This is a genomic window from Campylobacter sp. JH32, assembly GCF_017846535.1.
Classification (GTDB): Bacteria; Campylobacterota; Campylobacteria; order Campylobacterales; family Campylobacteraceae; genus Campylobacter_D; species Campylobacter_D coli.
The window spans coordinates 71,483-84,160 of record NZ_JAEQBS010000002.1 but is presented as its reverse complement, the minus strand read 5'-3'; the positions used below and the strand labels follow the sequence as shown (position 1 = coordinate 84,160).

Sequence of the window (12,678 nt, the reverse complement as noted above, 5' to 3'; positions counted from 1 at the left end):
CTTTAAGTATTTGTAAATCCATGAATTTTCTTTAATTCTTCACTAATAGGCTTTTTCTTTCCTTCTCTTGTAACGCTAACATAAGTAACTAAGGCAGAGGTTACGTTTATGCAAGAAGTACAGCCTTGTGAATCCACTCTTTGAGCACTAACTTCTACTTCTACACCTATAGAAGTCTTTCCTACGCTAACAATCTTAGAATAGCAAGAAATTATATCACCTATAAAAACAGGCTCTTTAAAAACTACCTTATCCATAGATATAGTTACGACGCGTTCAGGAGAAAGTTCTCTAGCTGCTATTGCGCCTGCTAAATCAATTTGTGAAAGTATCCATCCACCAAAAATATTACCTGCGGGATTGGTATCACTTGGCATTGCAACAATTTTTAATTTTGGTTCTCCCATATCTCTCATTTTTTACTCCTTATTTTAAAAAATGAATTATAATTCAATAAAGTTAAAAAAGGAGAATAAAAGTATGAATAATTTCAAAGAATTAGCAAAACTTGTAAAAAATCGTAAAGAAAATATCAATCTTTTTTATGATCTTTTAGATTCTGAGCAATGGGGCGAGTATTTTGAGAGACTTTTAACTCTTAGTGAGTTGAAAAGAGATAAAACAACTCTTTTGGCTATATTAAGACGCTTAGTAGATCTTAAAGAGGAAAATTTGATACAGGAGTGGAAAAAAAATAATTTCAAAGAAGAAAAAATTACCAAGCTTAAGCATAAATTCTATGAAGAGATAAGAAAATTTTATGAAAAAGAGCATCAAGAGCTAATCTATGAGATCAAAGAAAGAAAAATCGTAAATGATTTTTATCAAGTTCTTATCCAAGGAGTGCATAATATAGGCTTAGTTATCAATGCTTTTGAAGTTTCTTGGACTAAAGAGATTATAGAAAAAAACAATAAAATTTTAGCAACTCAATTTCCAAATTTAAACGATGCGATGGAATTTTTACGAAAAAATCAACTCTATCAAACAACTCCAAAGGGTGATATTTGCGAAAGAAGCTATGGTGTTTTGGTAAGAATAGGAAATATGTGGAAATTTGTTCCTTATGCAAGATTTTTTGAAGATGAAATTTTAAAACTTGAATTTGCTTTTGATGATATGATTGATAAATTAAAACAAATAGCTAAAAATGAAGATGAGTTAGCTTATATAGAGTATTTTCAAAAGCTAAAACTAGCTTTTTGTGAAAAGGAAGAAGAAAAGGTTATAGGAGCGTGGCAAGAGGCTGAATTTGCATGGATGAAAGTCAAATCTCCATTACAAGTAGGTCATCCTTTAGAATACTATGAAGATAATTACACTCATGCTGTAGCTTTAGAGTGGGATATAAGAATAGAAGATGAGAGTGATTTTGATGCCTTGAAATTTTCAAAAGATATCAAGCAAAGCTTTATGCGCGTATATGAAAATATCGGAATTCAAGATGAGCAACTTAAAAATGAAGTTTTGCATAATATTGATAAAACACAGCTTTATGTTTGTGCGCCAATGATTTATTATGGAGCTGAGCTTAAGGGTTTGTTTTCTGCGCAAGTTGTTCCTAATGATGAATTTGTAAGTTCTATTGCAGGCAAAAAAATCTTTGCTTTTTTAAATTTTGTCTATGAAAATGCTAAAACAAAACCTTTTATGAGAATTGCTAGTGAAATTTTTAATAAAGATTTTTTGGATTATGGAAGAGATATTTTATTTTTCAAAGAAAAAATTTGGAAAAGAGTTTATGAGGTTTCTACTATAGGACATGAATTTGGTCATATATTTTTTATCGCTAAAGACAGTGAAAAACTTATGAATCAAAGTGGTTTTTTTAAAAATATCGAAGAATATAAGGCAACAAGTGGCGGACTTGTTAATTTCTTTTATCATGAACAAGAGGATTTGAAATTACCTGTTTTTCATGAACTTATTAAAAGAGCTGTATCTTTGATAGCTTGGCAAAGAGTTGAAGAGGTTAAGCCTTATTATACAGAAGGACTTATTCATTTATCACTATTATTTCAAAGTGGAGTTTTGAAATTTGAAAACAATAGATTAAATGTTAATTTTAATCTGGAATATTATGAAAATTTTAAAGATGCAACTTTAAAAAATTATCATGATTTAGCTAAACATTATGCTTTAAAGCTTGATGCTAAAGAATTTTTAAATCGTTTTTGTGCTTTAAAAAACGATATTTTTATGCCTCTTCATCCAGAATGCAAAGAATTTGTTCAATTCTACTATGATCTATATGAAAAAATAGGCAATGAAATTGACAATAGTGGGGAATTTGAGCGCTATAAAATGCAAAAAAAATCCTAAAAAACATGTTTTTACTTGATATTGTTTTCTAAATATGCTAGAATTAGGCGTTTCAATATAAAACAAAGGAGCTTTTATGACTAAAGCAGATTTCATTTCGCAAGTTGCTCAAACTGCTGGGCTAACAAAAAAAGATGCTACTGCTGCTACTGATGCAGTTATTTCTACTATCACTGATGTATTGGCTAAAGGTGATAGCGTTAGCTTTATAGGTTTTGGTACTTTCTCAACAGCCGAAAGAGCCGCAAGAGAAGCAAGAGTGCCAAGTACTGGTAAAACCATTAAGGTTCCTGCAACAAGAGTTGCTAAATTTAAAGTGGGTAAAAACCTTAAAGACGCTGTTGCAAAAGCTAAAAAGAAAAAATAATATTAAGGCTAGAAATTTTTCTAGCCCTGCTTAAATAAAAAATTTAAATTAATCCGACAATTTATATCCTTTATTTACTTTATTTTTATAAACTTACTTGAAACTAAGTTTTTGAAAGGTTGGTTTTATGAGAGTTTATAAAAAAGTAAATGAACTTATAGGCAATACTCCTATAATACAATTAGAGAAATTTGGTGCAAATCTTTTTGCTAAATGCGAATTTTTAAATCCAAGTCATTCAATTAAAGACAGAGCAGCTTTTGCAATGATCCAAAGCGCTTTAAATGAGGGCAAAATCGATTCTAAGACTGTTATAGTCGAAGCTACAAGCGGAAATACAGGTATTGCATTAGCAATGATTTGTGCAGATTTAGGACTTCAATTTGTTGCCACTATGCCAGAATCTATGAGTATAGAAAGACGCAAAATGATAACTCTTTTTGGAGCACAACTTGAACTAACTCCTGCAAGTTTAGGTATGAAAGGTGCAGTGGATAAAGCTAATGAAATTTTAAAAAATACCCCAAATTCTTTTATGCCATCGCAGTTTGACAATTTGGCCAATAAAAATGCACACCGCAAAACTACTGCCTTAGAAATATTAAAAGATTTGGATAATGATCTTGATATTTTTGTAGCGGGTTTTGGAACAGGTGGAACTATCAGTGGAGTTGGTGAAATTTTAAAAGAAAAATTAGGAAAAATTCATGTCGTTGCTGTAGAACCTTTAGCCTCTCCGCTACTTAGTAAGGGTGAAGCTGGAAGTCATAAGATACAAGGTATAGGTGCAAATTTTATCCCTGCTATCTTAAATAAAGATATTATAGATGAAATCATCCCAGTTAGCAATGAAGATGCTATAAATACAGCTAAAGAGCTTGCTAAAAACGGTCTTATGGTAGGAATTTCAAGTGGTGCAAATGTGTTTGCAGCAAGTGTTTTGGCTAAAAAATTTCCAGATAAAAAAATTCTTACTATGCTAAATGATACAGCTGAAAGATATCTTTCAACCGATCTTTTTGCTTAAAAATTTTATTTAGAGCTTAGAAAATTTTTAAGCTCTTTTGCAACTTCTTCAGGATTCAAATCTCTAATGATCTTTTGTAGCTTTCCGTTTTCATCGATGAGAAAAATTTCGCTACTATGCGCAACGGAATATTTCATCACAGAATCATTGATATCTATTTTTTGATATTGAACTCCATAATTTTTAGCCACTTTCTTTAAAACGCTATCATTTTTTGCAATAAGAGCGTCCGCATTGGGATAAAAATATCTTAACCATTCGTTAGTTGAAGTTAAATTACCATCTCTAGAAATATCTAAAGAAATAAAAAGAACATGAGCTTTTGGATCTTTAAGGGCTTTTAAATTTTTACCGATTAAAGAGAGAGTAGAGGGGCAAATATCAGGACAAAAAGTATAACCAAAATAAACTATAAGTTTCTTGCCCTTAAAATCCTCTAAAGTAGTTTGCTCTTTAAAGGCAGATCTTAGATTAAAGTCGTATTGGTTTTTATTTATCAAACAAAAAGCTAGTATACCCATCGCAACAAAGGCGACTGCAAATAAAAAAACCTTTTTCATCTTTTTAGATCAAAATCAAAATGAAAACCTATAGGTTTATCATCTTCAAAAACTTCAGCTCTAAAACGCATAACTTCAAGAACACATGCAGCTAAAACCAATCTTGACTCATAATCTGTTTCATTTATTTTAGTAACTCTAGGCATTATATCTCCCATAAACATATTTAAGCCATAAATTTTAATTTTTAAATTTTTATAATTTCCTAAATTTTTAATTTTTAAATTGGTGATTTCTAAGGATTGGAGAGGTTTTGGATCCATAGAAATCAAAACCTCTCTATCCTTAAAACTATAAGTGCAATTTTCGATATTTAAATCACAGCTTAGAGGTGATAAAACCTCAGTTTGACTTAAAGTCGTTCTATCTTTTAAAACATAAAAATCAAATATGATATAAAGAATTAAAAGAGATAGGCCTGAGGCCAAAATAAAAAATATTTTTTTCATTATCTATAACTTTTTTGATCCTATGTCACGAACTTCTAAACTTTGATTATTGTCAAAAGTTAAAGTCAAATTCGCTTTAGTATTTTCATCAATAGCTTGATTAAGCTTAAAAAGCATAATATGATAACTTCCAGGTTTTAACTCGGTACTAGAATGTGCTTTAACAGGTATCTCAGGAATTTGTATCATAGCTTTCATACCATGTTTATGTTCATGAGTGTGTAATTCGCTCACTTGATTGATATCAGTTTTTGCATCTATTAAAGAGATGTCCTTATCGGTATTGTTAACAATGGTAAGAAATATAGCACTATTAACAGCATTAGGTGGAGTTTGTTTAATAAATGCATCTTTGATTTCTATATCTTTAGCATAAAGACTTAATGCAAGCAAAGCGCTTAAAGTGATAATTTTTTTCATGTTTTATCCTTATTATTTTAGTATTAAATAATTATTAATTATATCAAAACAAAAGAAAATAATCAATTATTTTTTTAAAAAATGAAATTTTTTATTAAATTTAATTTTGAGGTAAGATTGCACTATTGTATATTTTTTGCAAAGTAACATCAAAATCAAAGAAAAAGCCTATGGGTTTATCATTGTTTAAAAACTCAACCCTAAAGCGAGAATCATCTGTAACACTTTTTCCTGTAAAATTTATAATAATTGAATCCTTTGTGTTTGTAAATTGTGGGATAATGTTTCCTATATATGAGTTTAAACTATAAATTTTAATTTTTAAATTTGGATCAAAGGGAAAATTACTTACTTTAATGGCGGTATTTTTAAAGATTTTTATAGGTTTAGGATAAGCAGATACCAAAATTTATTTTCCTTTAAACAAAAAGGTGTAATCTTGAGAATTTAAATCATATTTTAATGGAAGGCAGGTATTGAGTTTAAACACATTATCCTTTTTTTATCATATAAAATATAAAAGGTTAATGAAAATATAATCAGAAATATTGCTGCTATAAAAAAATTTTTCATGATAATAAAACAATGCCTTTAAAATTGATTTTTTCGTGATTTGGGATATTCTACAAAAAATTTAATATAATTAATATTTTTTAAGAAAAAAAATAATATAATCACAGACATTTTTGTCAAAAAATATTATAAATACAGTTTTAAGGAAAAGCATTGCTTAAAAAGATTTTAGCATTTTACTTTATATGCATTTCAGCTCTTGGGGCTTCTGATTTGGTAAAAATTTATTTAAATCAGGGTTTAGATGCTGTAGGTGTAGCAATTGAAAAAGAATTAACAAATAAAGATTTTTGGTTAGATGAAATAGGCGATAGAAATATCTCTTTAGGATATTACGATGATGATGTTGCTATTGTGCTTACAAATAAGACAGATAAAATTCTCCGTGTTTATTCTTATAGTGATGGGAAGATTAAACAAGACTTTGAACAAAAAGCTATCATTACAGGACTTATGGGGGATAAACAAGTTGAGGGGGATTTAAAAACTCCAGTAGGCTTTTATGAACTTGGACGCAAATTTAATCCAGGGGATCCTTATTATGGTCCTTTTGCGTTTGCAACAACTTATCCTAATTTACTTGATAAAGTTCAAGGCAAAACAGGCGGAGGGATTTGGATACATGGCTATCCTTTAGATGGAACAAGATTGGATGAATTTAAAACGCGTGGTTGCATAGCCTTATTTAATGAAAATCTTGAAGAATTTGCAAAAGTAGTACAAGATAAAAAAGTATTTGCTATGACAGAGGAAAAAGAAAAAGTAAGAGCCAAAAAAGAAGATATAGCTGCTTTACTTGCAGATCTTTTTGCTTGGAAGCTAGCTTGGACAGATAGCGATATAAATACTTATTTAAATTTCTACGATGAGAAACAATTTAAGCGTTTTGATAAAATGAAATTTGAACAATTTGCTTCTATGAAAAAGTCTATTTTTTCTAGAAAAGAAGACAAAAAGATTAAATTTTCGGATATAAATATCAGCCCTTATCCGAATGTAGAAAATGAGACTATGTATAGAATTTCATTTTATGAGGATTATTATACTAAAAACTATCAATTTAAAGGGGATAAAATCTTATATGTTAAAATTGATAGCAAGGGAAAAATGAAAATCTTAGCAGAACAATAATGTCTTTAATTAAAATCAATCAAAAAGCTTATGAAAGCAATTTAAAAATTATAGCTGAAAAAATAGGTAGCTTTTCAAGATTGATTTGTGTTTTTAAAGATAATGCTTATGGGCATGGAGCAAAAATTTTAGCTCCGATTGCTAGTACTTTGGGCGTTAATTTTATAGCAGTTAAAAATGAAAAAGAAGCTTATGAGCTCGAAGATTTTTTTGATAATATTTTAATTCTTTCTCACCATCCACATGGCAAAGAAAATTCTAAATTTATTTATGCTCTAAATGATATAGATAAAATCAATGCTTATCAAAACGATACAAGAATACATCTTAAAATAGACACAGGAATGCATCGCAATGGAGTTTGCGTTGAGGATTTAAATGAAGCTTTGTTGAAAATCAAATGTTCTGCATTGAAGCTAGAGGGTATATTTACACATTTTGCAGGTGCAGATGAAATGGATGCAAGTTTTTTTATTCAAAGGGAAAAATTTTCTAAAGCTAAAGATATTGCTAAACAAATTTATAAAAATTTGATATTTCACTCGCATAATTCCCCGGCTTTATTTAGAGCTGTAAAAATACCCGAAGATGAGCTTTGTAGAACAGGCTTAGCGCAATTTGGTTATGGTGATGAAAGTCTAAAAAAAGTTTTAAGTTTATATGCTCATAGATTAAGTCATAGAGAATTACAAATAGGTCAAAGTGTAGGTTATGGTGGAGCTTTTAGTGCGACAGAAAAAATCAAAATAGCTACCTATGATTTGGGTTATGCAGATGGTTTGTTTCGTTATGATGGCAAGGGAGATTTATTGCTAGCCAATAAACAAAAAATTTTAGGTAAAATTTCAATGGATAGTTTTTCTTGTCAAGATTTTGGAAAGGAAATATGTGTGTTTGATAATGCAGATGTTTGGGCAGATTTTTTCAATACTATCAATTATGAAATTTTAGTAAAACTCCATCCTGATATCCCAAGAGTATTGGTGTAAATATGTTTAATATTGTTTTAGTTCATCCTAGAATTCCTCAAAATACTGGCAGTATAGGTAGAATGTGTTTTAATGCGGGTTTTAAATTGCATATTGTCAAACCCATAGTTTTTGATATTTCTCAAAAAGCAGTGCGTAGAGCAGGGCTTGATTATTGGGAAAAGCTTGAGCCTGTAATTTGGGAAAGTTTAGATATCTTTCTTGAACACAATCTCATTTACAAAGATCGTTTTTTCTTTGCGACAACAAAAAGTAATAAATTTTATTTTCAAGCCAAATTTCAAGAAAATGATTTTTTATTTTTTGGTAGCGAGAGCTATGGTTTACCGATGGAATTAATGCAGCTTAACTGGGATAATGCCATTACAATCCCTATGAAAGCTTGTGGTAGAAGTTTAAATTTGGCCACAAGTGTCGGCATTGTTTCTTATGAAGCCTTGCGTCAAAATTTTGATCGTTTTAGTTTATAATCTTACTTAACTTTATATTTTTTTAAATATTTTGTAAATTATCAATATTTTTTCATAAAAAATATGCTAAAGTTGTAGCGAATTTTACTTTTTTAAAGGAGAAATATGGGTGAGCAAAATTTAACTTTAAACCCCTCAGTTCCATTCGATGAAAAGATATTAAAAATTCTCGAATATGTTCTGCCATATACTGATACTATAATGGTAGTTTTACTTATAATCTGCGGAATTTACTATAGTTTCTTAACTAGATTTGTACAATTTCGCATGTTAAAATCCGTTTTTAAAATTCTAACTGAAAGAAATGAAAACCATACCAAAGAGCACATATCTCCTTTTCAAGCTTTGATGATATCAACAGCTTCTAGGGTAGGTATAGGAAATATTGCAGGCATCTCTATCGCGATCGCTGCAGGAGGAGCGGGTGCTTTATTTTGGATGTGGTTTATGGCGTTTTTTGGTGGTGCTTCAGCTTTTGCAGAAAGCACTTTAGCACAAATTTACAAGTCTAAAGATAATACAGGAGGATTTAAAGGTGGTCCTGCTTATTATATAAAAAAAGCTTTAGGTTCTCATTTTTTTGGAGCTTTTTTTGCTTTTATTCTTATTATTACTTATGCTTATGGATTTAACGGACTTCAAAGTCAAACTATGACTTCGGCTTTTAAAGTTTATTATGATATGTTTAATCCTAATGCTACAACAGATTTTGCTTCAAGTTCTTGGCCTATGATTATTGGTATTATTTTAACCCTTTTTGGAATTTGGATGTTTTTTTCACATCATACAAAAATAGGTAAAGTAAGCTCTTTAATCGTCCCTTTTATGGCATTAGCTTATATCTTACTTGCCTTTATAGCTGTTTTGATTAATTTTGAAAAAATTCCTTCTGTAATAGTGCTTATATTTGAAAGTGCTTTTGATTTTAAAGCGATTTTGGGTGGATTTGCTGGTTCTGCTTTGGTTATAGGAATTAAAAGAGGACTCTTTTCAAATGAGGCGGGCATGGGTTCTGCTCCAAATGCTGCCGCTGCTGCTCTTACAAGTCACCCTGCAAAACAAGGTATTATACAAGCGTTTTCGGTTTTGATTGATGTTATTGTTTGCACAAGTTCAGGATTTTTGGTTCTTTTTTCTATGGCATATTTTAATGTTGGAGCCGATGGAAAACCTCTTTTAACCGCAATGCCTTTAGTACAAGAAGCAATGCGTGAATATTATGGCGGTTTTGGAGTCCATTTTATTACTATAGCTATTGTTTTATTTGCTATCACTTCTTTGATAGGGAATTACTATTATGCCCAAGCTAATGTAAAATATCTTACAAATTCCAAATTAGTCATGAATTTGTTTAGAATTACTGCTGTAGCAATGATTTTTATAGGTTCTCAAATGAATTTAAAACTTGCTTGGAGTTTAGCGGATTTAACTATGGCGTTTATGGCAGTTACAAATATTGTTTCTTTACTTCTTTTAGGGGGTATAGTCAATAAAGTATTGAAAGATTTCAACACCCAACAAGACTCTAAAATAAATCCAAAATTCAGCGCTTTAAAACTAGGTATTAAAAATGCTGAATGCTGGGACTGATTAAAAAGCCTTAATTTTAAGGCTTTTTAGTGATTTAAAACCTTATTTAAAAATTCTTTCAATCTTTCATTTTTTGGATTTTCAAATACTTCTTTAGAGCTTGCATCCACTGCAAGTTCTCCTTTATCCATGAAAAAAATGCGATTAGCGACATTTCTGGCAAAACCCATTTCATGAGTAACTACTATCATAGTAAGCCCTTCAGCGGCCAAATCCTTCATGATACTTAAAACTTCTCCTATCATTTCAGGATCAAGTGCTGAAGTAGGCTCATCAAATAAAATTACATCAGGATTCATCATCAAACTTCTTGCTATGGCAATGCGTTGCTTTTGTCCGCCTGAAAGTTTGTGCGGCATTACCTCTTTTTTATCGGATAATCCTACTTTTTTAAGTAAAATTTCAGCTTTATTTATAGCTTCATCTTCGCTTAAGATTCCTGTTTTTACTGGGGCTAAGCATAAGTTTTGCAATACATTTTTATTGGCAAAAAGATTAAAATGTTGAAATACCATACTGACTTTTTGACGAATTTTATTAATATCAGTTTGTTCATCTAAGATATTGCGTCCTTTGATAAGAATTTCTCCACTGTCTGCAAGTTCCAAGCGGTTAATACAACGCAAAAAAGTACTTTTTCCACCCCCACTTGGACCTATGATGGATATAATATCGCCTTTGGAAATTTTGGTGCTGATATTTTTAATAACTTCTAAATTTCCATATTTTTTATTTAAATTTTTAATCTCAATCATTTTTGCTCATCCTTAACTCAAGTTTTTTAGCAAAATAACTAAAAATTTTTACACTTACATAATACACAAGTCCTGTAAAAATAAGAGGTTTTGGATTGTATAATACCGCTTGAAGGCTTTGGCTTTGCATAGTAATATCAATAACGCTTATAAATCCAACCACGGAAGTTTCTTTAAACAAAGAAATAAATTCATTAGCCAAAGCGGGTAAAATGTTTTTGGTCGCTTGTGGTAATATAATTTCTTTCATTGAAGTTTTATAATCAAGCCCCATAGCACGCGCTGCTTCCATTTGTCCTTTATCGACACTATTAATCCCGCTTCTTACGATTTCTGCTATATAAGCAGAGCTATTAAGCCCTAGGGCAAATATTGCTGCATAAAGATTATCAATAAAAGTAAAAATTACAAAAGCAAAAATCATAAGTTGTAATATTACAGGGGTTCCTCTTATAATATCAATATATTCATCTATGATAAAATTTAAAACTTTTATCTTTGAAAAGTGTAAAATGGCAAGACTAAAACCAACAACTACACCAATAATTGCCGAGCAAGCAGTAAGTAAAAGAGTGATAAAATAACTTTTTATGTAAGCTTGCGCATTTGGAGTGTATCCGTAATTTATAGCCCCATCCGCTTCTTTAATTTGTAAAATTTCAATAGGAAAAGAAAAATATCCCCAAAAAAGAATGATGGCGAAAAATACAAATATTCTTATATTTTTTTGATTCAAATCTTAACCTTTATTCAAAAATTTTTAACTTAAATTCTATAAAATTATCGTTTGATTTTTCTTTAAAGATTTGTAATAATATGATAGAATTTTAAAAAAGGTTTTGCGATATGATAGTTTTAGATTTTATTTTAATCGTAGCTTTTGTGCTTTTTATGATATTTTTGATAGTGGGATTTAACTATCAAATGAATGAAAAAGCTAAAATTCGGGAAGAAAAATTTAAAAATAAGGAGAGAAAAAAATGAGTAAAAAAGTATTGATTCCTTTGGCTCAAGGATTTGAAGAAGCTGAGTTTATAGGTATAGCAGATGTATTAAAAAGAGCTGCGGAATTAAGTGGGAATTTGGAAGTTATTATCGCTTCTTTGGATAATGAACTTTTGGTAAAAGGTGCAAATGGGATCAGCATAAAAGCGGATTGTTCTTTAGAAGCTGTAGACACTAAAAATCTCGATGCAATAGCCTTGGCGGGTGGTTTTGATGGTATGAATAATCTTAAAAATTCAAATGAAATTTTAAGTATTATTAAAAAACTACACAGTGAAGGCAAGATTGTTTCTGCAATTTGTGCTTCTCCTATAGTATTAAATGCTGCTGGAGTTTTAGAGGGTGAATTTACTTGCTATCCAAGTTGCGAAACAGGTCTTCAAGGAAATAGAGTGAATAAAGCTGTAGTTGTAAATAAAAATGTTATTACAAGTGCAGGTCCTGCAACGGCTATTTTATTTGGATTAGAGCTTGCAAAGCAACTATGCGGTGATGAAATTTATAATTCATTATATGAAGGTTTGCTTATTCCTTTAACAAAATAAGCATTTTGTTATGATAGTGTAAAAAACACTATCATAAATTAAAATAAAGCTTGAGGATTTTCATTCTCATCTTTTTCTTTAGGAAGTCTAAAGCCACCCAACATATGAAAATGTAGATGAAAAACTTCTTGACCGCTGTTTTTGCCACAATTTGTTACCAAGCGATATCCACTTTTATCCACTCCTAAAAGTACAGCCAATTCTTGTATAAAACTTGTCATTTTTTCCATAAGCTTAGGATCAAATTCTTGAAAATCTTTAAAATGTTTTTTCGGGATAATAAGTATATGAATGGGCGCCTTAGGAGCTATATCATGAAAAGCTAAAAAATCATTATTTTCAAGTACTTTATTGCAAGGAATTTTTCCTTCAACAATGAGTTCAAAAACAGTTTTTTCTTTCATTATTTATCCTTCTTTAGTGTTAATTTTATACAATTATATCTTTAAACTTTAGTTTTTATGCTGAATTTAAA

At 30.0% G+C, this 12,678-nt stretch carries 17 protein-coding genes; 9 read left to right on the top strand and 8 right to left on the bottom strand.

Going from position 1 to position 12,678, the window contains the following annotated elements:
- Positions 1-2: 2 nt before the first annotated feature.
- Positions 3-416, bottom strand: a complete 414-nt coding sequence (locus tag KAR67_RS01760; protein ID WP_002781726.1) for an acyl-CoA thioesterase — start codon at positions 414-416, stop codon at positions 3-5.
- A gap of 64 nt (positions 417-480) precedes the next feature.
- Here KAR67_RS01760 and ciaB point away from each other — a divergent pair, with 64 nt between their 5' ends.
- From ciaB to cysK, 3 genes are all read left to right on the top strand, one after another.
- Positions 481-2,322, top strand: a complete 1,842-nt coding sequence (ciaB, locus tag KAR67_RS01755; RefSeq protein WP_002787848.1) for an invasion protein CiaB — start codon at positions 481-483, stop codon at positions 2,320-2,322.
- A 76-nt stretch (positions 2,323-2,398) separates the two neighbouring features.
- Complete coding sequence (locus KAR67_RS01750; protein ID WP_002779597.1) at positions 2,399-2,689, top strand: HU family DNA-binding protein; 291 nt, start codon at positions 2,399-2,401, stop codon at positions 2,687-2,689.
- A gap of 127 nt (positions 2,690-2,816) precedes the next feature.
- The gene (cysK, locus tag KAR67_RS01745; RefSeq protein WP_072240294.1) at positions 2,817-3,716 is read left to right on the top strand and encodes a cysteine synthase A; all 900 of its coding nucleotides are present in this window, start codon (positions 2,817-2,819) and stop codon (positions 3,714-3,716) included.
- A 5-nt stretch (positions 3,717-3,721) separates the two neighbouring features.
- Here cysK and KAR67_RS01740 read toward each other — a convergent pair whose 3' ends face one another.
- From KAR67_RS01740 to KAR67_RS01725, 4 genes are all read right to left on the bottom strand, one after another.
- Entirely contained in the window at positions 3,722-4,276 is a 555-nt protein-coding gene (locus KAR67_RS01740; protein ID WP_002779595.1) for an SCO family protein, read from the bottom strand.
- Complete coding sequence (locus KAR67_RS01735) at positions 4,273-4,725, bottom strand: hypothetical protein (protein WP_002779594.1); 453 nt, start codon at positions 4,723-4,725, stop codon at positions 4,273-4,275. Before KAR67_RS01735 ends, KAR67_RS01740 begins: the two co-directional genes overlap by 4 nt.
- Before the next feature lie 3 nt (positions 4,726-4,728).
- Positions 4,729-5,145: a copper chaperone PCu(A)C gene (locus KAR67_RS01730; RefSeq protein WP_002779593.1), complete on the bottom strand. Its 417-nt coding sequence runs from the start codon at positions 5,143-5,145 to the stop codon at positions 4,729-4,731.
- A gap of 100 nt (positions 5,146-5,245) precedes the next feature.
- Complete coding sequence (locus tag KAR67_RS01725; RefSeq protein WP_002779592.1) at positions 5,246-5,551, bottom strand: hypothetical protein; 306 nt, start codon at positions 5,549-5,551, stop codon at positions 5,246-5,248.
- Between the two features lie 320 nt (positions 5,552-5,871).
- Here KAR67_RS01725 and KAR67_RS01720 point away from each other — a divergent pair, with 320 nt between their 5' ends.
- From KAR67_RS01720 to KAR67_RS01705, 4 genes are all read left to right on the top strand, one after another.
- Positions 5,872-6,849 carry a murein L,D-transpeptidase family protein gene (locus KAR67_RS01720; RefSeq protein WP_002779591.1) on the top strand — a complete coding sequence of 326 codons (978 nt, stop codon included), beginning with the start codon at positions 5,872-5,874 and terminating at the stop codon, positions 6,847-6,849.
- Positions 6,849-7,838: an alanine racemase gene (locus KAR67_RS01715; protein WP_002786429.1), complete on the top strand. Its 990-nt coding sequence runs from the start codon at positions 6,849-6,851 to the stop codon at positions 7,836-7,838. The genes KAR67_RS01720 and KAR67_RS01715 overlap by 1 nt, the downstream gene beginning before the upstream one ends.
- A 2-nt stretch (positions 7,839-7,840) precedes the next feature.
- Positions 7,841-8,308, top strand: a complete 468-nt coding sequence (locus KAR67_RS01710) for a tRNA (cytidine(34)-2'-O)-methyltransferase (protein ID WP_002786427.1) — start codon at positions 7,841-7,843, stop codon at positions 8,306-8,308.
- A gap of 201 nt (positions 8,309-8,509) precedes the next feature.
- Entirely contained in the window at positions 8,510-9,898 is a 1,389-nt protein-coding gene (locus KAR67_RS01705) for a sodium:alanine symporter family protein (RefSeq protein ID WP_225893308.1), read from the top strand.
- 26 nt (positions 9,899-9,924) lie between these two features.
- Here the strand turns inward: KAR67_RS01705 and KAR67_RS01700 are convergent, their stop codons facing one another.
- Both KAR67_RS01700 and KAR67_RS01695 read right to left on the bottom strand, forming a co-directional pair.
- Positions 9,925-10,653, bottom strand: coding sequence for an amino acid ABC transporter ATP-binding protein (locus KAR67_RS01700; RefSeq protein ID WP_002822815.1), 729 nt, complete (start codon positions 10,651-10,653; stop codon positions 9,925-9,927).
- Entirely contained in the window at positions 10,646-11,389 is a 744-nt protein-coding gene (locus KAR67_RS01695; protein WP_002784340.1) for an amino acid ABC transporter permease, read from the bottom strand. The genes KAR67_RS01700 and KAR67_RS01695 overlap by 8 nt, the downstream gene beginning before the upstream one ends.
- Before the next feature lie 110 nt (positions 11,390-11,499).
- Between KAR67_RS01695 and KAR67_RS01690 the strand changes: the two genes are divergently transcribed.
- Together KAR67_RS01690 and KAR67_RS01685 are read left to right on the top strand one after the other, a co-directional pair.
- Positions 11,500-11,637, top strand: coding sequence for a hypothetical protein (locus KAR67_RS01690; RefSeq protein WP_002776989.1), 138 nt, complete (start codon positions 11,500-11,502; stop codon positions 11,635-11,637).
- Positions 11,634-12,203, top strand: a complete 570-nt coding sequence (locus KAR67_RS01685) for a DJ-1 family glyoxalase III (RefSeq protein ID WP_002776988.1) — start codon at positions 11,634-11,636, stop codon at positions 12,201-12,203. Before KAR67_RS01690 ends, KAR67_RS01685 begins: the two co-directional genes overlap by 4 nt.
- 38 nt (positions 12,204-12,241) lie before the next feature.
- Here the strand turns inward: KAR67_RS01685 and KAR67_RS01680 are convergent, their stop codons facing one another.
- On the bottom strand, positions 12,242-12,607 hold the full coding sequence (locus KAR67_RS01680) for a histidine triad nucleotide-binding protein (RefSeq protein WP_002776987.1): 366 nt from the start codon (positions 12,605-12,607) through the stop codon (positions 12,242-12,244).
- Between the last annotated feature and the right edge of the window lie 71 nt (positions 12,608-12,678).